This window comes from Butyrivibrio sp. LB2008 (assembly GCF_000621565.1).
In the GTDB taxonomy this organism is placed as follows: Bacteria; Bacillota; Clostridia; order Lachnospirales; family Lachnospiraceae; genus Butyrivibrio.
Genome location: NZ_KK211307.1, coordinates 287,111 through 313,090 on the forward strand (window position 1 = coordinate 287,111; position 25,980 = coordinate 313,090).

21 protein-coding genes and 1 tRNA gene are annotated in these 25,980 nt (G+C 40.8%); 21 read left to right on the forward strand and 1 reads right to left on the reverse strand.

What is annotated here, in order from left to right; all coding sequences use genetic code 11:
• The 4 genes from T356_RS0116025 (at position 1) to T356_RS0116050 (ending at position 6,935) form a co-directional block, all read left to right on the forward strand.
• Positions 1-1,242 (forward strand): DUF1015 domain-containing protein, encoded by a 1,242-nt coding sequence (locus T356_RS0116025; RefSeq protein ID WP_026515370.1) that lies wholly within the window; start codon positions 1-3, stop codon positions 1,240-1,242.
• A gap of 152 nt (positions 1,243-1,394) precedes the next feature.
• Positions 1,395-3,851 (forward strand): 1,4-alpha-glucan branching protein GlgB, encoded by a 2,457-nt coding sequence (gene glgB / locus T356_RS19830; RefSeq protein WP_035781380.1) that lies wholly within the window; start codon positions 1,395-1,397, stop codon positions 3,849-3,851.
• A gap of 813 nt (positions 3,852-4,664) precedes the next feature.
• Positions 4,665-5,741 carry a hypothetical protein gene (locus T356_RS21360; protein ID WP_197020931.1) on the forward strand — a complete coding sequence of 359 codons (1,077 nt, stop codon included), beginning with the start codon at positions 4,665-4,667 and terminating at the stop codon, positions 5,739-5,741.
• Between the two features lie 111 nt (positions 5,742-5,852).
• Positions 5,853-6,935 (forward strand): transglutaminase-like domain-containing protein, encoded by a 1,083-nt coding sequence (locus tag T356_RS0116050; RefSeq protein ID WP_026515373.1) that lies wholly within the window; start codon positions 5,853-5,855, stop codon positions 6,933-6,935.
• 124 nt (positions 6,936-7,059) lie between these two features.
• On the opposite strand, the gene T356_RS0116055 is transcribed toward T356_RS0116050, so the two are convergent.
• A tRNA-Thr gene (locus T356_RS0116055) sits at positions 7,060-7,132 on the reverse strand.
• Positions 7,133-7,604: 472 nt separating this feature from the next.
• Here T356_RS0116055 and T356_RS0116060 point away from each other — a divergent pair.
• From T356_RS0116060 to T356_RS0116140, 17 genes are all read left to right on the forward strand, one after another.
• On the forward strand, positions 7,605-8,129 hold the full coding sequence (locus T356_RS0116060; RefSeq protein WP_026515374.1) for an adenine phosphoribosyltransferase: 525 nt from the start codon (positions 7,605-7,607) through the stop codon (positions 8,127-8,129).
• A 5-nt stretch (positions 8,130-8,134) separates the two neighbouring features.
• Positions 8,135-10,420: a RelA/SpoT family protein gene (locus tag T356_RS0116065; protein ID WP_035781384.1), complete on the forward strand. Its 2,286-nt coding sequence runs from the start codon at positions 8,135-8,137 to the stop codon at positions 10,418-10,420.
• Positions 10,420-11,073 carry an MBL fold metallo-hydrolase gene (locus T356_RS0116070; protein WP_035781387.1) on the forward strand — a complete coding sequence of 218 codons (654 nt, stop codon included), beginning with the start codon at positions 10,420-10,422 and terminating at the stop codon, positions 11,071-11,073. Before T356_RS0116065 ends, T356_RS0116070 begins: the two co-directional genes overlap by 1 nt.
• A 105-nt stretch (positions 11,074-11,178) precedes the next feature.
• Positions 11,179-12,579: a coproporphyrinogen dehydrogenase HemZ gene (gene hemZ, locus T356_RS0116075; RefSeq protein ID WP_026515377.1), complete on the forward strand. Its 1,401-nt coding sequence runs from the start codon at positions 11,179-11,181 to the stop codon at positions 12,577-12,579.
• Positions 12,580-12,644: 65 nt separating this feature from the next.
• Positions 12,645-13,322, forward strand: coding sequence for a hydrogenase nickel incorporation protein HypB (gene hypB, locus T356_RS0116080; RefSeq protein ID WP_026515378.1), 678 nt, complete (start codon positions 12,645-12,647; stop codon positions 13,320-13,322).
• Between the two features lie 384 nt (positions 13,323-13,706).
• Positions 13,707-14,705, forward strand: a complete 999-nt coding sequence (locus T356_RS0116085; RefSeq protein WP_197020932.1) for a GGDEF domain-containing protein — start codon at positions 13,707-13,709, stop codon at positions 14,703-14,705.
• 119 nt (positions 14,706-14,824) lie between these two features.
• Positions 14,825-16,939, forward strand: coding sequence for a type I DNA topoisomerase (topA, locus tag T356_RS0116090; protein ID WP_051563500.1), 2,115 nt, complete (start codon positions 14,825-14,827; stop codon positions 16,937-16,939).
• Positions 16,940-17,076: 137 nt separating this feature from the next.
• A complete protein-coding gene (gene codY / locus T356_RS0116095) occupies positions 17,077-17,856 on the forward strand; it encodes a GTP-sensing pleiotropic transcriptional regulator CodY (RefSeq protein ID WP_026515381.1) in 780 nt (259 codons plus the stop codon).
• Between the two features lie 339 nt (positions 17,857-18,195).
• Positions 18,196-18,591 carry a flagellar basal body rod protein FlgB gene (flgB, locus tag T356_RS0116100; protein ID WP_026515382.1) on the forward strand — a complete coding sequence of 132 codons (396 nt, stop codon included), beginning with the start codon at positions 18,196-18,198 and terminating at the stop codon, positions 18,589-18,591.
• Between the two features lie 42 nt (positions 18,592-18,633).
• Positions 18,634-19,080, forward strand: coding sequence for a flagellar basal body rod protein FlgC (gene flgC, locus T356_RS0116105; RefSeq protein ID WP_026515383.1), 447 nt, complete (start codon positions 18,634-18,636; stop codon positions 19,078-19,080).
• 42 nt (positions 19,081-19,122) lie between these two features.
• The gene (gene fliE / locus T356_RS0116110; RefSeq protein WP_026515384.1) at positions 19,123-19,464 is read left to right on the forward strand and encodes a flagellar hook-basal body complex protein FliE; all 342 of its coding nucleotides are present in this window, start codon (positions 19,123-19,125) and stop codon (positions 19,462-19,464) included.
• Between the two features lie 39 nt (positions 19,465-19,503).
• A complete protein-coding gene (gene fliF / locus T356_RS0116115) occupies positions 19,504-21,120 on the forward strand; it encodes a flagellar basal-body MS-ring/collar protein FliF (protein ID WP_026515385.1) in 1,617 nt (538 codons plus the stop codon).
• A 21-nt stretch (positions 21,121-21,141) separates the two neighbouring features.
• Positions 21,142-22,170, forward strand: coding sequence for a flagellar motor switch protein FliG (gene fliG / locus T356_RS0116120; protein WP_035781389.1), 1,029 nt, complete (start codon positions 21,142-21,144; stop codon positions 22,168-22,170).
• Positions 22,163-23,038 (forward strand): FliH/SctL family protein, encoded by an 876-nt coding sequence (locus T356_RS0116125; protein WP_026515387.1) that lies wholly within the window; start codon positions 22,163-22,165, stop codon positions 23,036-23,038. The genes fliG and T356_RS0116125 overlap by 8 nt, the downstream gene beginning before the upstream one ends.
• Before the next feature lie 55 nt (positions 23,039-23,093).
• Positions 23,094-24,413, forward strand: coding sequence for a flagellar protein export ATPase FliI (gene fliI / locus T356_RS0116130; protein WP_330370971.1), 1,320 nt, complete (start codon positions 23,094-23,096; stop codon positions 24,411-24,413).
• Between the two features lie 18 nt (positions 24,414-24,431).
• Positions 24,432-24,890: a flagellar export protein FliJ gene (locus T356_RS0116135; RefSeq protein WP_026515389.1), complete on the forward strand. Its 459-nt coding sequence runs from the start codon at positions 24,432-24,434 to the stop codon at positions 24,888-24,890.
• Positions 24,891-24,892: 2 nt separating this feature from the next.
• Positions 24,893-25,846: a hypothetical protein gene (locus tag T356_RS0116140; protein WP_026515390.1), complete on the forward strand. Its 954-nt coding sequence runs from the start codon at positions 24,893-24,895 to the stop codon at positions 25,844-25,846.
• Positions 25,847-25,980: the final 134 nt, after the last annotated feature.

The following is a 25,980-nucleotide window of genomic DNA, read 5'->3' on the forward strand; positions in this document are numbered from 1 at the left end:
ATGGCAGACATCAAACCTTTTAAAGCGTATAGACCAACAAAGGATAAAGTGGGAAGAGTTTCGGCTCTTCCCTATGATGTTTTTAGCAGGAAAGAAGCTTATGAAGAGGTGAAAAAGAATCCCGATTCATTTCTTGCTATAGACAGACCGGAAACTCAGTTCGCTGAGGACTATGATATGTATGCCCCGGAAGTATATCAGAAGGCACATGATATGCTCTGGGAGCAGATTGAGAGCGGAGTCTTTGAACAGGACGAGACCGATTGCTATTACATTTATGAGCAGACAATGAACGGCAGAACCCAGACAGGTATTGTTGCATGTGCATCTATTGATGACTATTTGAACAATGTCATCAAGAAGCATGAGAATACCAGAGCTGAGAAAGAGGAAGACAGGATTAAGCATGTTTATACATGCGAAGCGCAGACGGGTCCTATCTTTTTGTGCTACAGAAATAATAAGATGCTGAGCGACCTCGTTGCCAAGATCAAAGAAGTTGACGAGCCTGTATATGACTTTACATCAGATGATGGTGTGAAGAACAGAGTATGGATCATTTCAGATCTTGAAGAGACAGAGACTGTATGCAGAGTTTTTGCGACAATAGACAGTATTTATATTGCTGACGGGCATCATAGATGTGCTTCGGCTGTAAAGGTTGGGCTCAGAAAAAGAGAAGAGAATGCCGGAAAGGTAAAGGGAAAGCAGCAGTATGATTATTTTCTCTCAGTTCTTTTCCCTGACAATGAGCTTATGATCATGGACTACAACAGAGTTGTAAAAGATCTTAACGGTCTTACTGCTGATGAGTTCCTTGGTAAGCTTGGAGATATGTTTGATATTGAAAAGTCAGCAGATGCCGTTAAGCCTTCGTGTAAGGGAGAGTTTGGACTTTATCTTGAAGACAACTGGTACAAGCTTAATGCAAAAGAGCATATTAAGAAGAGTGATGCGGTTGAGGGACTTGATGTATCTATTCTTCAGAATGAGGTTCTTTCTCCTATTCTTGGAATCGGTGACCCAAGGACAGATAAGAGGATTGATTTCGTTGGCGGAATAAGAGGGCTCAAGGAGCTTGAAGACAGATGCCACAAGGATATGAAGCTTGCATTTTCGATGTATCCGACATCAATCGCGGAGCTTTTTGATGTTGCGGATGCGGAAAGGCTCATGCCTCCGAAGTCAACATGGTTTGAACCTAAGCTTCTCAGCGGATTATTTATCCATGCTTTGATATAAAATCAAAGTATATTCAACCAAGCCCATCGGCGTAGTTGATGGGCTTGGTTGATATATCATGTAAATTTGTCTGAGCAAATGATGCAATTAATGGTACAATTAACTAAATAAAGATAATACATAGATTGTATTTAATTTGGAGGGCATCGACAGTGAACGCTAAATTGTACAAGATGATGAACTGGCCGGAAATCGAAGAGATTATTTATTCAGACGGAGATAATCCTCACAGAATACTTGGGGCGCATAAGGTGGGTTCCAATTATCTTGTTCAGGCTTTTTTTCCCGACGCAGTGTCTGTAAGTGTTTATGTTGACAACCAGAAGAAGGCATACGAGATGGAGCTTGCAGATGAAGCCGGATTCTATGCGACTATCGTTCCTTATGTCGAAAAATTAAAATACAAATTTATCATTAAGGATGTGGGCGGTAATGAAACGACTGTCGTTGATCCTTATTCTTTCGGACCGCTTCTTGAGCGTGAGGATTTTATCAAGTTTGGAAGCGGTATTCACTATCATATCTATGAAAAACTCGGAGCTCATCCTATGAGGCGCGGAGGTGTGAACGGCACGCAGTTTGCAGTTTGGGCACCTTCTGCAGCCAGGGTGAGTGTTATCGGAGATTTTAATAATTGGGACGGACGTCTGTGCCAGATGCGCAGGCTTGATCCCATCGGTATCTTTGAGATATTTATTCCAGGTGCAAAAGAAAATGACGGATATCAGTTTGAGATAAAGACAAGGAGCGGGCTTGTATACAAGAGGCCGGATCCTTATGCTACGGAATCCAAGGGCGAGAACGGTATCATTTCGGTAATAAACAAGCCTAAATCCATAGTCTGGACCGATCAGAAGTGGATGACGCAGCGAAGGAAGTTTGATAAGGATACGAGTTCATTGTCAATCTGCGAGATTTCTATTGAAGCTTTTGCTGACAGACATAATGGCAAAACGGGATTTAAGGAGATCACGGCGGATATTTTGGAATATGTAAAAAATCATGGCTTTGATACCGTTGAGCTAATGCCGGTGATGAAGCATGTGCCTGAGCATTTTTATCATATTCTTAATTTCTATGCTCTTGATGAGTCTAACGGAACGGCTGAAGATTTCATGAATTTTGTTAATACGATGCACAGTGAAGGTATCAGGGTCATTCTCGACTGGGTTCCGACATTTTTTCCAAGGGCGTCATTTGGCCTTAGCGATTTTGACGGAAAGACATTGTATGAATATGAGGATCCAAGAGTCGGCATCCGCCCTAAGTCGGGAGATCTTATTTTTGATTATGGCAGAAAAGAGGTAACGAATTTCCTTATTTCAAATGCTCTTTTCTGGATTGAGAATTATCATGTTGATGGCCTTAGAACATCGGATATTTCAAGGATTCTTTATCTTGATTATGACAGAAAGCCGGGCGAGTGGATGCCGAATATTTACGGCGGAAATGAGAACCTGGAGGCTCTTGAGTTTCTCAAACAGCTTACGGAGAACGTGCACAAGAATAATCCGGGAGTTCTTTTGATCACAAAGGAAACTGCGTGCTGGCCACAGGTTACTGATTCTGTCGAGAACGGCGGGCTTGGATTTGATTATAAGTGGAATAACGGCTGGACAAGGGATTTCCTTGGTTATATGAGAAACGATCCGCTGTTCAGATCGGGACATCACGATGAGCTTACGTTTAGCATGATCTATTGTTATACTGAGCGCTTTGTTCTTGCTTTTACGCATGAGGAGCTTGAAAAGGGGCTTGAGGGCCTGTATTATATGATGCCCGGCGATTCGTATCAGAAGCTTGCAAACCTTCGTCTTGCGCTCAGTTATATGATGGTGCATCCCGGAAGAAAGCATATCTATATGGAACCTGATGCGCTTACGATAGATCAGGCAGTTTATATCGAGAATCTTTTGAGCAAACTTAATGAGATCTACAAGGATAGACCTGAGCTTCATGAAGCGGATGGTTCAAATGACGGCTTTGAGTGGATCAATAATATGGCGGCCGATGAGTGTATGGTTTCTTTTGTAAGGAAGAGTTCCGATGAAAAAGAGAATCTTATCATTGTTGCCAATATGGCCGGAATAGAAAGAGAAATCGAAGTCGGTGTTCCCGCTGATGGAAGATATACGGAAATATTTAACAGCGATGAAGTTAGCTACGGCGGAAGCGGTTTACTTAACGAAGGCAAGCTTGCGGCTACCAGAAAAGAGGTCGACGGAAGAGATTATTCCCTGAAGCTTAAGCTTGCGCCCGCTGCACTTGCGATATTCAGCTATGTTCCTTATTCCGAGCAGGAGAAGAGAATCCGCGCGATCAAAGAGGAAGAAGAGATCAAGAAGGAAGAGGAACGCAGGGAGAAACTCGAAGCTCTGAAGGAGAAGCAGAACGAGGAAGAACAAAGGCTTCTTAGTGAGCTTAAACTCAAGTATGAGAAAGAGCTTGCCGAGCAGGAAAAAGCCATCGAAGAAAAGTATGAGAAGATTGAGGAAGAGAGGATCTTTGATATTGTTTCGAAAGAAGCGATAAAGAGTATCTCGACATCTGCTAAGTCGAAGCCGAAAACTGCGAAAAAGACCGGGACGGCGAAGAAGAAAAAGAAGTAAATATTAGATATTTGTGGGAGAGCCTATCTGCGGATGGGCTCTTTTTGTTTGGTAGCTTCCTATCAAACAAAAAACGCTCCGCTATGGATGCGACCGATGCGCAGAAGTATTATGCAAGCTAAAGCTTGCGCGCATCGGCGCGCAAAGAGTTGCTTGGCAACTCTTTGTTAAATGAAAGAATAGGAAGTTGGGGAACGGTGTTGAGATTGTGGTTTGATGATGGCGGGATTTGATGGCGCAAGACCAGATAAGAATGCATAGAAAAAGACGAATTAGCTGTGATTTTGCTGTTTTCTTGCGAGTAAGGAAATGAAACCCAGATAAGAATAATAAATAGAAGCAGGTTATCTGTGTTTTTAGGAGATATTTGTGAGATAAGTGAAGAAATATCCAGATAAAAATTATATAGAAGGAGTTTTTTATCTGGGGGTTAAGGGATTGAATTGGAGAAAAAAGTTCAAAAACACAGATAAGATGGCAATAGAAAAGGCGATTTATCTGTGTTTGTAGTGAATATGTTGGAGAAAAAGGAATAAAAACACAGATAAAAAATGCATAGACGGTTTTCTTATCTGGGGAATAGAGAAAATAATAGGTTTTCATAGCTCAAAATCCCAGATAAATACTGTGATTAATTGTTGCTTATCTGGAAGATGCTACATGATTGAAATGGAAAAAAAGATATGATAATATGTTAATACTTTATTCAATAAATTAATTAGTAGATAACTATAATATCGTGAATTTATAATACTGTGTCTTATGTGAAACTATTTCCGAAGGCGAAGGTTTGTAGATAAAGGAAGGAAAGTTATGCCAAGCAATCATTCAAGTTCAAGTCATTGCGGTTCAAGCGGTGGCAGTTCATATTCAGGCGGAAGCTCATTCTCGGGTGGTGGATCACATTCGGGCGGAAGCTCATTCTCAGGTAGTGAATCACATTCAGGTGGAAGCTCATTCTCGAGTGGTGGTTCATATTCCGGAGGAAGGTCATATTCGCATAATCGCGATTATGACGATTATAGAGACTATAGAGATTATAGAGGAAGTAGTCGTCCGCCGGATGAAGATATGTATATGACTGTACGTAGGACTAATCCAAGGATAAAAGCAAGTAAACCTGCGAAGGGATATTATTCATTTCGTTGCATTTGTTGTAAAGACCATGATTACAGGCTTTTTGAATCGGATTGGAAAGATAAAAAAGGTGAATTACATAAAGCAGGTTGGTACGATGAATTCAATGACAGGTATGATGCTGCGGCTTTGGCGGGTTCTTTGGGGGCGACATGTATATGTGGAAATTGCGGTCAAAGTAGTACTTTGAGTTTGGAAGGTAATTATCAGTGCCCAAATTGCGGCGGCTTTTTAAATGTTGCGATTGATACAGAAGATAAAGTAAAGCAACTATCGTCTATAGGTAAAGATTATTTTTATTCTGATGGTTTAGGCGGTAAGCTAATTGGCGTTATTATTTTCTTACTATCAGCCATTATTCTGCTTGCATGTATGGGCGAAATTGAAATTCCTGATATTTCTGCCCAAAAAGAGATCACGCAAGAAGAAAACCAAGAATCTGAATTATGGTTGAAATATATAGGCAAAGGCCAGTATGAGCATTTGAGTACAAAAAAATATCATCCCGATAAGATACTTATATGGGACGGAGAAAACTATCATGACACAGAGCTGGATTACTATATCTGGTACAATGAAGATTATAGACAGTATCAATATTGGTATGAGCCTATATCGGGCGACTATGGCGACTATGGCTGGATGGAATATGATAAGAGGGATGGAAAATGGTACATCGAAATGGATAAAGATGATTGGAATCCTTTGCCAGACAGATGTGATACTTCAAAGCTGTACTATATTATAAATTAAAGGACACATTTTTTTCAGATATTTGTAATATTATAGGATAATAACTGTTTGACAGTATTCGTGAGGGGGAATGGACAGAAATAATTGAGAAAAGAGGAGTTTTGAAGTTTGATGAAAAAGAGAACGATTTTTGCAACCGCGTTGTGTTGTGCTTTTTTGACAGCTTGTACGAGTATTGCTCCGGGAGAGCAGGCTAATCTTGACGAGAGTGTTGATGACCTGGCTGTTATAGAAGAAAGTACGGCGGCCAACGCGGCTACGGAAGCTTCGACAGAGGAAACGCCGGAAGAGTATAATTTTACGTTTAATCCGCATGTATATCCAAAGAAGCTCTATGATGCTTATAGCCCGGACGAGTGGGAGACATTCACAAATTTATGCAATGCTCTTGAAGCGGGTGAAGATACTTTTAAGGCTGCGAGTCGCGAGACTTATGAATGGTGTTTTAGCGGTGGCCCGCTTGATGAGTATTTCCCGGTTGCGAGATTTGCTTTGGGTGTTGATTTCCTTGACGGATATTCGGATGGAGTCGGAAAAATCATATATGATATTCCCAAAGAAGAATTCAAGCAGAAACAAGAGGAGTTTGAAAAGCTGGTCGCTGATATTATAAAAGAGAATGTTCGCGAAGATTATACCGATTTCGAGAAATGTGTCGCTCTTTATGAATATATGGTCAAGAATTATACATATGACTGGGATGAATATAGTAATAATCAATCCGGAAAAATCAACGATGTGCCTAAGGGAACATACGGAACATACAGGACATTCATGGATAAAAAAGGTATTTGTGACGATCTTAGCTCGGTGTATAACTTTTTGCTGCTTCAGTGCGGAGTTGAAGCTGTGAAGTATGAAGGCGGAACGGGCGATAACGGACATGCATGGACATATGTTACCATTGACGGAGTCGGCTATTTTATCGATCCGACATGGGGACTTTCCATTGAAGGAGTACACGATCTTGATTACTTTATGATGACGGAAGCTGAGAGAGAGCCAGATTTTGGCGATACAATGCGCCCTGTTATGTTTTATTACGAACACAAGAACACCGATGTCGATTTCTCGGCAAATGACGAAAGATACGCTGAACTTCGCGGCGGTGATTTTGTATCAATGGACACAGAGAACAAAATATTACACTATACAGTTGACGGCGAGCCAAGAGAGCTACACTATGAACAGTGAATGAGCCGAATATTATAATTTTTATACGCGAAAAAAATTAAGTCTGCAAATATACAGTTGATAGAAAATATAAATACATAAAAAACAGCAATCATCTTGAAAATGGATGATTGCTGTTTTTTAGAGCTGGAAAAGGGACTTGAACCCTCGACCTACTGATTACGAATCAGTTGCGCTACCAACTGCGCTATTCCAGCACATGTGACTTTCATAAAATTCACACAAAAGAGATTATACATTCGTTAATCTCTTTTTGCAAGGCAAAAATACTTATCATGCAGTGCTTTTTGCGGTGGTTATAGAGCTCCCGAAGGTCAGGAAGATATTTATTTAAACATTGTGACAGAGCTTAGTTTTCATGAGGGCTCCGGAAATGTTACAAAAATTCTGCCCTGAGGCTCACTGTTTGACGGATGTCTTCGCAGAAGACATCCGGAGTTTTGAGCCGAAAGAATTTTTGTAACATTCCCGGACCCCCATGAAAACAAGCGAAGTCACAGTTTAAATAAATATCTTCCTGACCTTCGGGAGCCCCCATCCACTGCAAACAGCCTGCCGAGTATAAACATTATTCGCGGAAAGCCGCATTTTGTGTTATAATTTTATGTTGAAAAATTATTTTTTGTGTGAACACACGATTTGTGCATTGTTCAGAGAGGACTTTTTCGTATGAAAGAATTAAAAGATTATGTCAGAACCATTCCTAATTTTCCTGAAGAAGGTATCATGTTTAGAGATATCACATCTGTATTGCAGGATCCTGACGGATTTAAACTCGCAATCGATGAGATGAGTAATCTTGTTAAGGACCTTGATTTTGACGTCGTTTTGGGAGCTGAGTCAAGAGGTTTCATCTTCAGTGCACCTATTGCATATGCAAGAGGAAAGGGACTTGTTCCTGTTCGTAAGAAAGGAAAACTTCCTTGCGAGACTATCGAAGTTGAGTATGATCTTGAGTACGGTAAGGCAGTACTTGAGCTTCACAAGGATTCTATCAAGCCCGGACAGAAGGTGCTTTTGGTAGACGATCTTATGGCTACAGGCGGAACAATTGAAGCTATGATCAAGCTTGTTGAGAAGCTTGGCGGCGAAGTTGCCGGCATCCTTGTTCTTATGGAACTTAAAGGATTAAAGGGTAGAGAGAGGCTTAGTAAGTACAGACTTGATTCTGCAATAAGTTACGAAGGGAAGTAATTTGCATGCCACAGGACTTCGATGATGGAAAAATTGAAGCCATTGAAGAATTCCAATCGCCTGACAAACTGTACGACGGACTGATTGCGAGGGTAAGGAAATATCACCCGTCCGACGACATTACACTGATTGAGAAGGCGTATCAGGAAGCGGCTGAAGCGCATAAGGAGCAGCTTAGAAAATCGGGTGAACCTTATATAATTCACCCTCTTTGTGTTGCAATAATACTGGCTGATCTGGAAATGGACAAAGAGACCATTGCCGCCGGCTTATTGCATGATGTTGTTGAAGATACGATCCTTACAAAAGAACAGATAGAAGAGAGTTTCGGTGCCGATGTTGCCCTTTTGGTTGACGGTGTTACAAAGCTCGCTGCTTTGCAGCTCCATACCAATAATGATATGGTCAACAAGACTCAGGAGCAGATTGATATGCAGGCTCAGAACCTGCGTAAGATGTTCCTTGCCATGGCAAAGGATATCAGAGTAATTTTGATCAAGCTCGCAGACAGACTTCACAATATGCGTACGCTTGAACATATGCCTCCCGAGAAGCAGTCGAGGATCGCGCAGGAAACTCTTGATATTTATTCACCTATTGCCGGAAGACTAGGTATCAGCCGTATCAAGGTTGAACTTGACGATCTTTCGCTTAAATATCTTAAGCCCGACATTTACTACGATCTTGTTGAAAAGGTTGCTGTCAGAAAGAACGAGAGAGAAAAGTATGTCGAGGATATCTGTGAGAAAGTCAGAAGTGCCATCGCGGATGCCGGAATAAACGGAGACGTAAACGGAAGAGTAAAGCATTTCTTCAGTATTTATAAGAAGATGCGCAATCAGAATAAGACCCTGGATCAGATATACGATCTTTTTGCCATAAGAATTATTGTCGGAACGGTAAAAGATTGCTATGCTGCACTCGGTGTTATTCATGAGATGTACAAGCCTATTCCGGGCAGGTTTAAAGATTATATTGCCATGCCTAAGCCCAATATGTATCAGTCACTTCATACGACGCTTATCGGTCAGACGGGACAGCCCTTTGAGATCCAGATAAGAACTTATGATATGCACAGAGCTGCTGAATACGGTATCGCTGCACACTGGAAGTACAAAGAAGCATCGGATGGTAAAAAAGCCGAGAACGGTGAAGAGGAAAAGCTCACATGGCTTCGTCAGATCCTGGAATGGCAACAGGACATGTCTGATAACCAGGAGTTTATGAATCTGCTTAAGAGCGATCTTAATCTCTTTTCAGAGGATGTTTATTGCTTTACACCTACGGGAGAAGTTAAGAATCTTCCGGCAGGTTCCACACCTATTGACTTTGCATACAGCGTACATTCGGCTGTCGGCAACAAGATGATAGGTGCCAAAGTCAACGGAAAACTTGTGCCAATTGACTATAAGATTCAAAACGGTGACAGAGTTGAGGTCATTACCAGCCAGAATTCAAGAGGGCCCAGCAGAGACTGGCTCTCGATCGCAAAGGCTACTTCAACCAAGAATAAGATAAATCAGTGGTTCAGAAATGAACTGAAAGAAGAAAACATAGCTAAGGGTAGAGATCTTCTTATTGAGTATTGTAAGAGTAAAGGTATAGATCTTTTCTCTATCACTAAGCCAGAGTTTCAAAATATTGTAATCACAAAATACGGATTCCATGACTGGAATGCGGTACTTGCGGCTGTCGGACACGGCGGACTCAAGGAAGGCCAGATCATCAACAAGATGCTTGAGCTTGGTGAAAAAGAGCACAAGCGCAATATGACCGATGAAGAGGTTCTTGCTGCTGTTGCCGAGTCAAATATCACACCGCAGGTTTCAAGCTCTGACAATGCCATCATTGTTAAGGGTGTTCATGATGTCGCAGTAAGATTCTCCAAGTGCTGTAATCCTGTTCCCGGTGATGAAATATGCGGTTTTGTCACAAGAGGACGAGGAGTTTCGATTCACAGAAGAGACTGCGTCAATGTTATAAAGATGCAGGAAGAGGACAAGACAAGGCTTATCGAAGCCAGATGGCAGTCCGATTCTCACAGCGGCGGCAAATATGTTGCGACGATCAAGATATTTGCGAATAACAGAAACGGGCTTTTGGCCGATATATCAAGAGCTCTTACGGAAAAAGATATTGATATTATTTCAATGAACACAAGAACCAGCAAACAGGGGCTTGCGACTATGGAAATGTCCTTCAAGGTTTCTTCAAGAGGCCAGCTTAGGGGCATTGTAGATAAGATAAGAATGATCGAAAGCGTGATCGACATCGAAAGGACAACGGGCTGATGAGTAAGCACAACATACAAGTCGGAGTTTTGACGCTGGGAATGGTGGCAACAAACTGCTATTTCGTTTTTGATGCGGATAAAATCGACGAAAACGGCAAGAAACATGTTATTGTTTTTGATCCTGCGGATGCGGGTAAAAGAATATTTGATGAGCTTTCAAAAAATAATCTCGTCGTTGATCTTATCCTGTTGACTCACGGACATTTCGATCATATTATGGGAATCCCGGAGCTCAAGGAGCTTTCGGGAGCTAAGGTCGGTTGTTATGAGAAGGAAGCTGCTATATGCAGCGATCCTCATCTCAACCTGTCTGTTTCTTTTGGTACAAATTTTGGTATTAAGCCTGACATTACATATAAAGACGGCGATATTATCGAAGCTGCGGGATTGTCCTGCAAGCTTATCGCAACTCCCGGTCATACATCCGGTGGATGTTGCTATTATTTTGAAGATGATAATGTACTTATGAGCGGTGATACGCTTTTTGAGGAATCGGTCGGAAGAACTGATTTTCCTACAAGTTCTACGAGTGAGCTTGTAAGGTCTATAAGAGAGAAACTATTCGCTCTTTCGGATGAAACGATTGTTTATCCGGGGCACGGTGATATAACGACTATAGGACATGAAAAAGAGTACAATCCTTACGCATAAGGGGATTCTTCTTATATATGCAGTGTGCATGTTTATAGTAGTTAAGGTAAAGTTATTTATGGAAGAATGCGTTTTGCATTCTTTCTTTTTTGACAAGGTGTTTTTATGATCAAGATAATTACTTCGGAAGATAAATACGGTTATGATATTCATTCGCTTTTTAAGGCTTTTTTTCCTTCGGAAGATGTAAAGGTTATTGCTTCGGCTGATGGAACATATGAGGCGAATGAAGAAGATAAGATATACAATATTGATGTTTCTGTATCCAAAAACGATCTGAAAAAGAATATATACAGGCTTCTTAACCTTGAAACAAAAAGAGAGCTTCCGTGGGGCAATCTTACCGGAATACGGCCTACGAGAATAGTTATGAATCTCATCGAACAGAACATGAACGATGAGGATATTTTTAAGTACATGAAAGACAATTATTATACGAGTGATGAAAAGATCGCACTCAGTCTTTCAATCGCACACAGAGAAAAAGAGATTTTAAAGAATATAGATTATGACAACGGATACAGCCTTTATATAGGCATTCCGTTTTGTCCGACAACGTGCCTTTATTGTTCGTTTACTTCTTATCCTATATGTTCGTATGCGGGTATTGTCGACGATTATCTCGCATGCATCATGAAAGAGATTGATTATGTGGCTGAGAATTTTAAAGGTAAGACACTGGATACCATCTATGTTGGCGGTGGTACACCTACGACGCTTCTTCCCGATCAGATAGAAAGGCTTCTTGGCTATGTCTACGACAAACTCGATGTCTCCAATGTAAAAGAGCTTACGGTTGAGTCGGGACGACCTGATTCGATCACGAGAGAAAAACTTGTTTCCATGAAGAAGATGGGGGTTACGAGAATTTCTGTTAATCCTCAGACCATGAGAGATAAAACGCTTGAACTTATCGGAAGACGCCATACTGTGAGCCAGCTTGTCGATGCCTACAATATGGCAAGGGAAGAGGGCTTTGATAACATCAATATGGATATAATTCTGGGACTTCCCAATGAGACTGCGGATGATGTCAGATATACAATGTCTGAGATAAAAAAGCTTGATCCCGACGATCTTACGGTGCATTCTCTTGCGATAAAGAGAGGATCGAAGCTTGCCGAGGTCTTAAAGCTCAAAGAGCAGAAGGGTGAGTTTAAGGGCGATATCTTTTCATCTATAAATAATACGGAAGAGATGATGAGAATTGCTTCGGAAGGAGCTCTTTCCATGGGGCTTACACCGTATTATCTTTACAGACAGAAGAATATAAGCGGTAACTATGAAAATACAGGTTATGCGCGCCCCGGTAAAGCCGGAATTTACAATATTCTTATTAATGAAGAAGTTCAGTCTATTGTTGCTCTTGGTGCGGGAACTGTTACAAAACGTGTATATGGTTATGACGGCAGGATTGAGAGATGTGACAATGTTAAAGATGTTAAGCTTTATATGTCTCAGATTGATGAGATGATCCGCAGAAAAGCAGATCTTTTCAATTCATAAAAAGTTTATGAGGATTAATCACTAATTAATTTATAAAATTTTTATAAAATTTGGAGGTGTTACATATGGCGAATGTAAGGATTATCGATCTGAAAAGAAGTATTTTTGAGAGCAATGACGAGGATGCAAACAAGCTCAGAGAGGAGCTTAAGGAGAGTAAGACTTTTCTTTTGAATCTTATGTCTTCGCCAGGAGCGGGAAAAACAACAACTCTTGCCCAGACTATAAGTAAACTTAAGGATAAATATCGTATAGGCGTTATGGAAGCCGATATCGACTCGGATGTAGATGCACTTAAGATTGCGGATACAGGCGTTAAGGCTATTCAGCTTCATACAGGAGGTATGTGTCACCTCGATGCTGACATGACAAGGCAGGGAGTGAAGGCTCTTGGTGTTGAGGACGTTGATTTTGCTGTTCTTGAGAATGTCGGAAACCTTGTATGCCCCGCAGAATTTGATACGGGAAGTACCAAGAATGCGATGATCCTCTCTGTTCCTGAAGGAGATGACAAGCCTCTTAAGTATCCCCTCATGTTTTCTATATGTGATGTGGTTCTTATTAATAAAATCGATGTGATGCCATATTTTGATTTTGACCTCGAAAAATGCAAAGAAAACATATTATTAAGAAATCCCAAAACCAAGATAATTCCTATATGTGCAAAGACCGGAGAGGGCTTTGATGAGTGGATTGACTGGCTTTCTGAAAATATAGACAATACAATATCACATCAGGGCTAAAATTGTATTGATTTTATAATATCTAGTGATATTGTTTAGAAAATTTTTATAAAATATGCATAAAACTGCACCAATACTCGCAAATCCGATACTAATTTTTGGTTATTATGACTAGGGCGTCTTGAAAAAAACAAACCTCCGTAGTAAAAATGTATAAGGGTTTTCGTTTAGGAAATATTGGCAACACATAGGCAACGTTTTCTTAAACTTATAGGGGGATTAGCTATGGATATGGCGTTCTTAGGGGATTTGGTAATTAATGTCTACACATTGTTTCTGTCTCTTATGTTACTGTTCTTCCAGGAGAGGGGCAGAAAGTCGCATTCCAGTGTAGCGTATATCAGATTGATCGGGATAATGGCCGTTTTGGTCGGGGGTTCCGCCGTGAGAGACATTGTAAGTCTGTCAGACGGAAACTACATGTTCCTTTCAAAGCTTTCAAATTACCTGATATATGCTTTGGATCCGTTCAGTTTCCTATTTGCAATTAAATATATCGACAGTTTTGTGACTTCAGAGGACAAGGAAGGCAGGACTGCATATATTAACCCCATAATGATCTACGCGATATTCAATTGCATATTAGTTTCACTTGATGCTTTTCTGTCAAAGGGTTGGTTCTATACATCTTTTAAAAATGGATATGAGAGAGGGAGCCTGTATATGTTGAGACTTTTGGTACAGATTTTATCATGTGCGATAATATTTGCATTTATAACAGTATATAAGAACCATATTCATAAATGGTACGTGGCTCCTATTCAGGCTCTTCCGATCATTGTTGTAACGGGAGAAATACTTCAGTACTTTATTCCATATATCAACTTTGCTTATGCGTCTTCTGTATTTGCGTTCATGGTTCTTTTTATCTATGTGCAGAGAAGAGACATACATATGGATTATCTTACAGGTACAGTGAACAGAAGAGGAATAGATGCAGCTCTTAGAAGAGCTATCGTGGAGAGTGAAACGAATCCTTTCTGTGCAATCATGGTTGATATTGATTATTTCAAACAGATCAATGATAACTTCGGGCATAAAGTCGGTGATGAAGTTCTTGAAGGTATTGCGGCAATTCTGCTCGATACTTTTGACAAGAAGGATGTTGTCGGAAGGTATGGCGGAGATGAGTTCTGCATCATAACTCATATAACCGATGAGGCGGAGATTGACAAGAAAATCATGAAGGTTAAAAAACTTGTTGAAGATTTTGAGTGGAGCAACAAGGGCAAACTTGATCTTTCTGTAAGCGCAGGTATCGCTGTATACAGCAAAGAGATGGATATGCATGATAAAGACTTTATGTCGTTTGTAGATAGCAGAATGTACGAAGAAAAGGCAATTCACCATCTTTCAAAACAGGTGAAAGTGGCTGCAAATTGATAATGATTGATTAAAGGGGTTGACGAAAACTTTAAAAATGTATATTAATAAGAACGTGAGTTTTAAGCAAAACGATCATAACATAAAATTAATATATATGAAGGGGCATAATTTAAACAATGGCAGGTAGCAAGCGTACAGCGGATAAGAAAAATTCGCTTCTTATCGTTGAGTCACCCACAAAAGTTAAGGCAATAAAGAAGTTTTTGGGATCCGGATATGAGGTTGCAGCAAGCAACGGCCATGTCAGGGATCTTCCTCGAAGCCAGATGGGGGTTGATATTAATAATGACTTCGAGCCCAAGTATATAACAATCAGGGGAAAAGGAGATGTTCTTGCGACGCTCAGGAAGCAGGTCAAGAAGGCTAAATGCGTATATCTCGCAACCGACCCTGACCGAGAGGGGGAAGCTATTTCATGGCACCTTATCTCGGCTCTTAAATTAAATGAATCTGATGTTAAGATACAGAGAGTTACTTTCAATGAGATCACAAAGAATGCCGTTAAGGAAGCAATGAAGCATCCAAGAGACATTGATATGAATCTCGTTGATGCACAGCAGGCGAGAAGAGTTCTTGACAGAATGGTTGGTTACAGCATTTCACCACTTCTCTGGTCCAAGATCAAGAGGGGGCTTAGTGCCGGACGAGTTCAGTCTGTAGCGCTCAGGATCATCGCTGACAGGGAAGAAGAGATTGATTCATTTATTCCCAAGGAATACTGGACACTTGATGTTGATCTTAAGGTTGCAGGCGAGAGAAAGCCTATCGTAGCTCATTACTACGGAACAACCTCTGAGAAAAAAGAAATAGAGAGTAAGGCAGAGCTTGATGCAATCTGTGCATCTCTTGAGGGCAAAGAGTTCAAGGTTACGGACATAAAGAAAGGTGAGAGAACAAAGAAAGCACCTCTTCCGTTTACAACTTCAACTCTTCAGCAGGAAGCTTCAAAGGCACTTAATTTCTCAACACAGAAAACAATGCGTGTCGCACAGCAGCTCTATGAAGGAATTGACCTTGGCAAAGAGGGAACCGTAGGTCTTATAACATACTTAAGAACGGATTCCACCCGTGTTTCGGATGAAGCTGTTGCTTCGGCAAATAAATATATTTCAGAGAATTTCGGCGATGAATATCTTGCTTCAAATGCAGGTGTAAAGAAGCAGGATGTTAAGATTCAGGATGCTCATGAAGCAATCAGACCTTCATACATAGACAGACATCCCGTTACTGTTAAGGAATATCTTTCAAAAGATCAGTTCAGACTTTATCAGCTTATATGGAGAAGGTTCATGGCGAGCAGAATGGCTGCCGCAAAATATGAGACTACATCCGTTAAGATTGATGCAGGTGAGCACAGATTTACAATGGCTGCGTCAAAGACTGTATTTGACGGTTTCCTTAATGTTTATACCGACGAAGACGATCAGGTTGAAAAGAATGTTATTTCTTCAAATCTCGGTGTAGATTCAAAGCTCACATTTGAGTCATTTAAAGAGGATCAGCATTTTACACAGCCGGCTCCTCATTATACGGAAGCTTCTCTTGTTCATGATCTTGAGGCACTCGGAATCGGAAGACCCAGTACTTACGCTCCTACAATCTCTACGATTATTGCAAGACACTATATAACAAAGGAAAATAAGAGTCTTTATATTACAGAGCTTGGTCAGGCTGTAAATAAGATGATGAATGATGCTTTTCCTCAGATTGTCGATGTCAACTTTACTTCAAACATGGAGTCGCTCCTTGACGGTATCGCTGACGGAGAAGTTAAGTGGAAGACTGTTATTAGGAATTTCTATCCGGATCTCGACAAGGCTGTTGCCGATGCAGAGAAGGAGATGGAGAAGATACAGGTTCAGGATGAGGTTACAGATGAGATCTGCGAAGTTTGCGGAAGAAATCTTGTTATCAAGTACGGACCACATGGTAAGTTCCTTGCATGTCCCGGATTCCCCGAGTGCAAGAATACCAAGCCTTACTACGAGAAGATTGGTGTTGAATGTCCTAAGTGCGGTAAGGATATTGTAATGAAACGTACCAGAAAAGGTCGTATCTTCTACGGATGTATAGACAATCCGGAATGTGATTTTATGTCATGGGCAAGACCTGTTGCATCCAAGTGTCCTAAGTGCGGAAGCCTTATGGTTGCGAAAAGCAGCAAGATTGCATGCACAAATACCGAATGTGGTTTTGTATGCAACAAGGATGAACTCGAGAAGAAAAATTGAGTTGATTGAATATTTAGTAAAATTTAGATTTTTTTCATAATTGTAGGCGCTTTATTGTTTGAAGCGCCTATATTTTTATGCTAATATTTTAATGACACCATGAAAACAATTCTTTTTTTGCATAGAAGGAGATTCTTATGAGTAGTGTTCAGCTACTGGATAAAACTCGGAAGATTGGCAAACTGCTTCACAACAGCAATCTGGGAAAAGTTGTCTTTAATGATATCTGCAGAGTTTTATGCGATATTCTCTCATCAAATATGTTTGTAATAAGTAAGAAAGGCAAGGTGCTCGGAATTGGCGAGAGCGCAAGTGTTGAGTCACTTAGCGGGCTTCTTGTAGACAATGTTGGATCTTTTATTGATCCTATGTTGAATGAGAGGCTTTTGACTATTCTTTCCACCAAAGAAAATGTCAATCTTGAGACTTTGGGATTTGAAGGCATTGACAGCAGTAAGTTTCAGGCGATAATAACTCCGATAGAGATCGCCGGTGAGAGACTTGGTACTCTTTTTATCTATAAGACCGATAAACCCTATGATATTGATGATATTATCCTGTGTGAGTACGGTACAACCGTTGTAGGTCTTGAGATGCTGCGTGCCGTAAACGAAGAAAATGCGGAAGAGAGCAGGAAACTTGCGGTTGTTAAATCGGCAATCGGAACATTATCATTTTCCGAGATGCAGGCTATTATTCATATTTTTGATGAGCTTGACGGAATGGAAGGCGTACTTGTTGCAAGTAAGATTGCAGACAGAGTAGGAATAACAAGAAGCGTTATCGTAAATGCACTCAGAAAGTTTGAGAGCGCGGGAGTAATCGAATCAAGATCTTCGGGAATGAAGGGAACATATATAAAAGTTATTAACGATGTTGTCTTCAGTGAGATAAAGAAATTGAGACAGGAAATGTAACTTTCAGATACAATTTGGAAAAATATAGTTTTACACGGATCGGTGCATATGATGAAGGGATTTATCGATAAGGTAAATTCCTTCTTCTATTTTGTGCAAGCTATATAAAATAGTTAAAAATAATATATAAAAACGTTTGTTTAATATTAATGTTAATTTATTCGTTTAATTAAGTTGTGTTTAAAATAAGTTTTTGCACTTCATTTAGTAGTTTATTTGAAAATTAGGTACAACATAAAGTATATTTTACTTGTATTTTAGCTAAAAAAATTCTATTATAAATATAAGTATGATACATAAAGTGTACCCATCTTTATGATCTAAAGAGGAGGAAAAAGGATGATCAACAGCAATGTTTTTGATTATATCAATGTCTTGGATAAGGCTTCTGACGCGTCTTGGACAAGAAATGAGATTATTGCAAACAACATAGCGAATGTAGACACTCCGGGGTACAAGAGACAGGATCTGAATTTTGAGGACGAGCTTGAAAGAGCGCTCGGAAACTCAAGATACAGAACGATGGACCAGAAAGTTTCGGATTTAAAGGATAAGCATCTAAAAGCAAGAGTTGTCAACGATTACTCGAATTTTTCTTACAGGACCGACAAAAATAATGTTGATATAGATACTGAGAATGTTACCCTTGCAGCTAATCAGCTTAAATATCAGGGACTGATGGCAGGACTTAATTCTGAGTTCAAGAATCTTCTTGCTGTCACAAAGTCTTCGTAATCATTCATACAGTAGTTTTTATTTTTTAGGGAGGTAGTTGTTATGAGTATTTTCGATTCTTTCAACATCAACTCATCGGGAATGACAGCTCAGAGATTCAGAATGGATATTATTTCCGAGAACATTGCAAATGCAAATACAACAAGAACGGAGGATGGAACTCCTTATGTCAGAAAGGTAGTTACTTTTGCCGAGAAAGGCACACAGACTCCTTTTTCAAGGATCTTAAACGAGAAGCTTGATCATTATTCGGGCCGCGGTGTCAAGATCACAAAGGTACAGGATGACACTTGGACACAGATGAATATTGTTTACGATCCTTCACATCCCGATGCGGATGAAAACGGATATGTTACTTATCCAAATGTCAACACGGTCACAGAGATGACTAATCTTATAGATGCAAGCAGATCTTATGAAGCAAATGCAACTGCATTTAATGCGAGCAAGAGTATGGCGATGAAGGGCCTTGAGATAGGAAACGGCTGATTTTGGCTTTTTTAAGATCTGATTATTCGGAGGGCGTATTTAATGGCTTCACTTGATATTTCACAACTTAGAAATGTAACTTCACAGGCAATCAGGAATGCGGAGAAGACTAACAGCAGAGTCTACAATGTTTTGGGGAACAACGGAGATGCTAATGATTCTTTTTCTTCAATCTTTGATCAGGCTGTGCAGAATATAAATACGACAAATGCATATCTTTCTGATGCTGAGAACGAGGAGATAAAATGGGCTCTCGGCAAGACTGATAATACGCATGATCTTACAATTGCGCTTCAGAAGGCGCAGACTGCACTTCAGTATACCATTGCTGTACGCGACAAGGCGCTTGCTGCATACAGAGAGCTTACTCAGATGCAGATTTAAAAATTTCATTTTTTTAGTTTTTTTTGGGAGGGAGAATAAATGGCTGACAGATTTAAAGCGCTGTGGCAGAAAATTCTCGATTGGTGGAACAAGTTTACAGCTAAGCAGAAAACGCTGGTTGTTGGAGCGGGGACAGTAGTTCTTCTGACACTTATTATCTTGTTATCTGCTTTAAATCAGCCTCAGTATGTTCTTTTGGCTACAGCCAATTCTACAAAAGAGGCATCGGAGATCAAGGAACTTTTGGACTCAAACGCCGTCAATTACAAGATGTCGGATGACGGTCTGAATTTTAAGGTTCTCAAAAAAGATCAGGCTAATGCCAATCTTCTTTTAGGTGCTAATGATATACAGTCATATGCATACAGTATCGACAACGTAACAAACGGAAGTTTTTCTACGACGGAATCAGACAAGCAAAAGAAGTATGTTGTATATCTGGAGAAACAGTTGGAATCCGATTTTATTCAGAATTTCACTGCTATTGATGTTGCTCATGTTAAGCTTCATATTCCGGATGACGACGGAACACTTATAGGAAACAAAGAGGAAGCATCTGCCAGTATCGTGCTGGAACTTGCAGAAGGAGCGGAGTTTTCGGAAGACAATGCTTCATTTCTTGCAAGAGCCGTAGCTAAGGCTATAGGCAATTCTAATACCGAGAATATTGTAATTCTTGATAATGCAGGCAATATGCTTTTTGCGGGCGATGAGGATGCGACGGTTTCGGGACTTGCAAGTACTCAGCTCACACTTAAGGCAAAAGCCGAGCAGCTTGTAAAGAACGAAGTAAAGAAAGTGCTTCTCGGAACAAAGTTATACGATGATATTGAGGTTGCAAGCAATCTTGTTATGGATTTTTCGCATGAGGAGACGGTTCAGCATGACTATACTCCGGCGGAAGATCAGACACAGGGTGTGCTCAGTCATGAAGATATCTATACTGCAGAAAATGTAAACGGCATCAGCGGAATTCCGGGAACGGATACAAATGCCGATGACGAGACTACATATGTAACACAGGATAACAATAATTCAAGTTCCAATATCAACGAGGAATCAAGAGATTATCTTCCGAACGAGAAGATAACCACGACTACAAGTCAGCCGGGTGCGATCGACTATGATAAATCTTCGATATATGTAACTGCGATAAATTACGTTGTTATGAACGAAGATGATTACAACAGTGCGGACAATAATAATCTTACGTGGGAAGAATTTAAGGCACAGAATAAAGAGCCTATTCCGATGGATGTTCCGGAAGATATGCTAAACGGTGTTTCCAAAGCAACGGGTATCACAGCGGAGAATGTTGCAATGGCGGCATATACCGAGTATATGTTCTTTGATAAGACGGGATCGGCTGTAACGCTTACAGATATTCTTCAGATTCTTTTGATTCTTGTGATCCTGGGACTTCTTGCATTTATCATTATCAGGAGCATGTGGACTACAAAGAAGACAGAGGAAGTGGAAGAACCCGAACCTTTGTCTGTTGAATCTTTACTTGAGTCACAGCCCGAAGAACTGCTCGAAGATATCGAGATGGATACGGGATCTGAGACCAAGAGACTTATCGAGAAGTTTGTTGATGAAAATCCGGAAGCGGCAGCAACGCTTTTGAGAAACTGGCTAAACGAAGATTATGCTTGATTTTTTATGGGGTGAATTATTATGGAACTAGGCGGCTCAAATCCTTTACTGGCGGATTTTACCGGCACACAAAAAGCGGCGATTCTCCTTATTGCACTTGGACCTGAGAAATCGTCCGCTATATTCAAACATCTGAAAGAGGAAGAGATCGAGGAACTTACTCTTGAGATCGCCAACACACGAAGTGTCACTTCTCAGATCAAGGAAGCAATCCTTGAAGAGTTCTACGGAGTATGTCTTGCTCAGCAGTATATCGCGGAAGGCGGTATCAATTATGCCAAAGAGCTTCTTGAGAAAGCCCTTGGTGAAGACAAGGCTCTCGATGTCATCAGTAAACTTACGGCTTCTCTTCAGGTTAAGCCCTTTGAGTTCATTAGAAAGACAGAACCTTCTCAGATACTTACTTTCATTCAGGACGAACATCCACAGACAATTGCCCTTATTTTGTCTTATATGTCACCGTCCCAGAGCGCGATGATCTTGTCGGCTCTTCCGCCTGACAGACAGGCTGATGTTGCAAAGCGTATTGCATCCATGGACAGAACAAGTCCGGATACTATAAAGGAAGTAGAAAAAGTGCTTGAATCAAAGCTTTCTTCTCTTGTAAATCAGGATTACACGATCATCGGCGGCGTAGATGCTGTTGTAGATATCCTGAATACGGTAGACAGAGCTACAGAAAAGCATATTATGGAAACTCTCGAGATCGAGGAGCCCGAGCTTGCGGACGAGATCAGAAAGAAGATGTTCGTATTCGAGGATGTCCTTCTTTTGGACGACAGATCTATTCAGAGAGTGTTGCGTGAGGTTGAAAACAGTGATCTTGCTCTTGCATGTAAAGGTGCTACCGAGCAGGTTCAGAATGCTATTTTCAACAACCTTTCAAAGCGTCTTGCTGCGATGATAAAAGAAGATATGGATTTCATGGGACCTGTGCGTATGAAGGATGTTGAAGAGGCACAGCAGAAAATCGTTAATGTCATCAGAAAGCTCGAGGATTCCGGTGAAATTGTTATCTCCAGAGGCGGAGGTGATGAGCTAATTGTCTAATCTTTTTAAAGCCGGCTTTGTGAGTTTTGATCAGGGCGATGCAAGAATAATTGATAATAACGATCTTTCCAACAGGAAAATTGAAGCATTTCAGGAAAGAGAACTAAGGCGTCAAAGAACCAGAATGATGCAGGAAGAGGGCTACGAAGAGGGAGACGGTATTGATGATTTTGTTCCGGGAATAGGGCTGGAACCTATCGATCAGCTCACTCAGGATCAGAATATGTTGGGATCTTTTCCTGATCCTCAGTTTGATATGGAAGCCATGCAGGCCGAGATAGACCTTAAGTTGCAACAGGCTCAGGAACAGGCTGACATGATAATAAATGATGCGCAGCAACAGGCTGAAAATATCAGAAGTCAGGCTATGGAGCAGGGAAGACAACAGGGGTACGATACCGGTTACCAGGAAGGACTTGCTGCCGTTGAGCAGATAAAACAGGAAACTCTTCAGAAACAGGAAGAACTGGAAAAAGAGTATCAGCAGATAGTTGATGAACTTGAACCCGAGATGGTGGACGTTCTCACACAGATCTATGAGCATGTATTTGGCGTAGATATGCGAGGCGACAAGGGAATTATACTTCATCTGTTAAAAAATACCCTTTCAAGGATTGAGCCCGGAAAAGACCTGATTGTGCACATTTCTCCCGATGACTATGATGATGTCATGGAAGAAAAAGAATCCTTGGATGCATGTATTTCATCTCCGAGCACTACTATGGAAATTATCGAAGATCCGCTTCTTAAAGAGAATGAATGCATGATCGAATCGGACAGCGGGGTTTTTGACTGCAGTCTCGGAGTAGAGCTCTCAGAGCTTACACGAAAACTCAAACTTCTTTCTTTTGACAGGAAGAAAAGATAAAGAGTAGGTTATAAATATGCTCACATCTTCTATTGATCTATCTAAATACAAAAAAATGGAAAATGCCCCTTTTTATCGTATGAGGGGCAAAGTTGTCAATGTTATCGGACTTACTATCGAATCGGCGGGACCCGATGCGAAGCTCGGTGATATCTGCCTTATTTACCCTAAGAAAAAAGACAATGAATCTGCGATAAACATTGATTCCAAACCTGCCATGGCTGAAGTTGTGGGCTTTAAGGATAATCATGTTCAGCTTATGCCGTATGAGAATGTCAGCGGCATCGGAAACGGAAGTATTGTCGAGAATACGGATTCACCCCTTAGAGTAAATGTCGGTGAAGGTCTTTTGGGCAAAACTCTCGACGGACTAGGAAGGATTGACGGAATTTCTTACGGGCAGGGAACGATGCTTGAAGGCGGAGTTGCATATTCTGTTGAAAATGAACCGCCGGATCCTATGACCAGAGATCCGATTTCGGAAGTTCTTCCACTTGGTGTTAAGGCTGTCGACGGACTTTTGACGGTCGGCAAAGGACAGCGAATTGGAATTTTTGCAGGATCGGGTGTCGGCAAAAGTACGCTCCTTGGTATGTTTGCAAGGAATACACAAGCTGACATCAATGTCATTGCACTTATCGGAGAGCGTGGAAGGGAAGTCAGGGAATTTATTGAACGAGATATGGGCGAAGAAGGTATGAAACGTTCTATCGTTGTTTGTGCCACTTCCGACAGACCGGCTCTTGAAAGATTAAAGGCTGCAAAGACTGCGACGTCTATTGCTGAGTATTTCAGAGATAAAGGTAAGGATGTCCTTCTTATGATGGATTCGCTTACGCGTTTTTCAATGGCTCAGAGAGAGATCGGACTTGCGAGCGGTGAGCCTCCTGTTTCAAGAGGATATCCGCCGAGCGTATACGCGGAGATGCCCAAACTTCTTGAGAGAGCGGGCAAATCGAAGTCGGGCTCGATAACAGGTCTTTATACCGTTCTTGTTGACGGTGATGATATGAATGAACCGATCACGGATACAGCGAGAGGTATTCTGGATGGCCATATAGTGCTCAACAGAAAACTTGCGCAAAAGAATCATTATCCGGCAATTGACGTACTTGCAAGTATTTCAAGATGTATGTCGGCTATTGCTGATCCCGAGCACAAAAAGGCGGCGGGCAAGCTTAAAAATGTTCTTGCAACCTACAATGATGCGGAAGATCTGATAAATATCGGAGCCTACAGAATGGGTGCGAACAAGAACATTGACTACGCAGTTTCCAAGATTGATATGGTTAATGAATTTCTTTTGCAGGAAACAGATCAGAAATTCAGCTTTGAAGAGATCAGAGCGAAACTTATCGATATGTTCAGATATTGATGAATCGGCGGTTTTATTATGGCAAGATTTGTCTATAGAATGCAGAATATCCTTAATATCAAGCAAAAGACCGAGGGGCAGATCAAGATGGAATTTGCCACTGCTCAGGCTGAGCTTAATAAGCAGTATGATATTTTGGATGAGTATGTAAAAAGAAAAGAAAATTACCTTATCGAAGCTGAGGAGCTTAGAAATGAAGCAAGTCTGAGACTTCAGGACATATTGGACAACCAGTATGCGACGGCTCAGATGGATGTTATGATAGCTACTCAGTCCAGGATAATAAAGGAATATGAAGCTGAGGTTGAGAAAGTAAGAGTCAGACTTGCAAGAGCGATTCAGGAGAGAAAAATGCAGGAGACCTTGAGGGACAGAGCTTATGCAGAGTATCTTGAAGAGGAAAAGCAGGAAGAAGCTAAAGAGAACGACCAGAGAACCAGCTTTACTTACGGACAGAGGCAACAGGAGAAGAAGTAATTATGGCTGAATTGGATATGCCGATGTCACCTTTTGATGATCAAAAGGCGGCAAAAGAAAAGCTTAAGGCTGACAAATTAGAATACAGAAAAAAGCTTAAAGAACAGAGAAAAGCTGATAAAGAGAAGTTGCATGAATTTGCCGAGAGGTCCGCGGAACTTAGCGGCGATGATGCGGGCGGTCTTGCAACGATCGTTATAACTTTTTTTATTGTTCTTATTTGGCTTGCCATAATGGCTCTTCTTATAAAGTTTAATGTAGGAAATTTTGGTTCCGATATACTGGCACCGCTTATCGGAGATATACCCGTTATCAATGCTATTTTGCCGGGTGAAGCAAGAAATGATGTAGTGGTTTCCGATTCGCCCATTCAAAGTGATTATAGCGGCGAAGGTTCTACTTCAAGCGGCGGAATCCAGACTATGGATGAAGCAAATGCTTATATTAAAAGGCTTGAGAAGGCTCTGCAGTCCGAGATGGAGCAAAATAGCAGCTATGCTTCCACTATAGAGAGGCTCGAAACAGAAATTGCAAGACTTGAGCCCTTTGAGGAGCAGCAAAAAGAGTTTTATGAAGAGAGGGCGAATTTCTATAACAGCATAGTTTACGGAGATAAAGCGCCTAGTCCCGAAGAATATGCCAAATATTTTGAGCAGATCGATCCTGATACCGCGGCTCAGATTTACGAGAGAGTTAAGCGCAAAGAGGGTGAAGATGCTGCAATCAAGGCTTTTGCCACGACATATTCGGGAATGAAGGCAAAGTCGGCTGCGAAGATTTTTGATGAAATGGTAAACGAGAATCAGATTGAGCTTGTTTCCAAGATTCTTGCACAGATGAGCGTAGAGAACAGAGGCGATATCCTTGCTCAGATGAAAGAGGAAAACGCAGCTAAGCTCACACAACTTTTGGAGCCTAATGCACTTAAGCAGAAATCTACAAAAGTTACGGGATAATATTTATTTTGCAGATTTGTAATTTTTTTTGAAAAAAGTATAAAGCTATAAGATATTACGCCGATATAATGTATGAAATGTTATGGTCTAATCATGTAATGGATCATGACCAAATTAAATACATTAAGGAGGAC

What these genes read in the sequence shown, in the direction of transcription:
- topA (WP_051563500.1), top strand. Translation starts at nt 14,825, where the DNA reads ATGGCAGGTAGCAAGCGTACAGCGGATAAGAAAAATTCGCTTCTTATC.
- fliG (WP_035781389.1), top strand. Translation starts at nt 21,142, where the DNA reads ATGGAACTAGGCGGCTCAAATCCTTTACTGGCGGATTTTACCGGCACA.
- T356_RS0116060 (WP_026515374.1), top strand. Translation starts at nt 7,605, where the DNA reads ATGAAAGAATTAAAAGATTATGTCAGAACCATTCCTAATTTTCCTGAA.
- T356_RS0116135 (WP_026515389.1), top strand. Translation starts at nt 24,432, where the DNA reads ATGGCAAGATTTGTCTATAGAATGCAGAATATCCTTAATATCAAGCAA.
- T356_RS0116065 (WP_035781384.1), top strand. Translation starts at nt 8,135, where the DNA reads ATGCCACAGGACTTCGATGATGGAAAAATTGAAGCCATTGAAGAATTC.
- hypB (WP_026515378.1), top strand. Translation starts at nt 12,645, where the DNA reads ATGGCGAATGTAAGGATTATCGATCTGAAAAGAAGTATTTTTGAGAGC.
- T356_RS0116140 (WP_026515390.1), top strand. Translation starts at nt 24,893, where the DNA reads ATGGCTGAATTGGATATGCCGATGTCACCTTTTGATGATCAAAAGGCG.
- fliI (WP_330370971.1), top strand. Translation starts at nt 23,094, where the DNA reads ATGGAAAATGCCCCTTTTTATCGTATGAGGGGCAAAGTTGTCAATGTT.
- T356_RS21360 (WP_197020931.1), top strand. Translation starts at nt 4,665, where the DNA reads ATGCCAAGCAATCATTCAAGTTCAAGTCATTGCGGTTCAAGCGGTGGC.
- T356_RS0116070 (WP_035781387.1), top strand. Translation starts at nt 10,420, where the DNA reads ATGAGTAAGCACAACATACAAGTCGGAGTTTTGACGCTGGGAATGGTG.
- flgB (WP_026515382.1), top strand. Translation starts at nt 18,196, where the DNA reads ATGATCAACAGCAATGTTTTTGATTATATCAATGTCTTGGATAAGGCT.
- hemZ (WP_026515377.1), top strand. Translation starts at nt 11,179, where the DNA reads ATGATCAAGATAATTACTTCGGAAGATAAATACGGTTATGATATTCAT.
- flgC (WP_026515383.1), top strand. Translation starts at nt 18,634, where the DNA reads ATGAGTATTTTCGATTCTTTCAACATCAACTCATCGGGAATGACAGCT.
- fliF (WP_026515385.1), top strand. Translation starts at nt 19,504, where the DNA reads ATGGCTGACAGATTTAAAGCGCTGTGGCAGAAAATTCTCGATTGGTGG.
- T356_RS0116025 (WP_026515370.1), top strand. Translation starts at nt 1, where the DNA reads ATGGCAGACATCAAACCTTTTAAAGCGTATAGACCAACAAAGGATAAA.
- codY (WP_026515381.1), top strand. Translation starts at nt 17,077, where the DNA reads ATGAGTAGTGTTCAGCTACTGGATAAAACTCGGAAGATTGGCAAACTG.
- T356_RS0116050 (WP_026515373.1), top strand. Translation starts at nt 5,853, where the DNA reads ATGAAAAAGAGAACGATTTTTGCAACCGCGTTGTGTTGTGCTTTTTTG.
- fliE (WP_026515384.1), top strand. Translation starts at nt 19,123, where the DNA reads ATGGCTTCACTTGATATTTCACAACTTAGAAATGTAACTTCACAGGCA.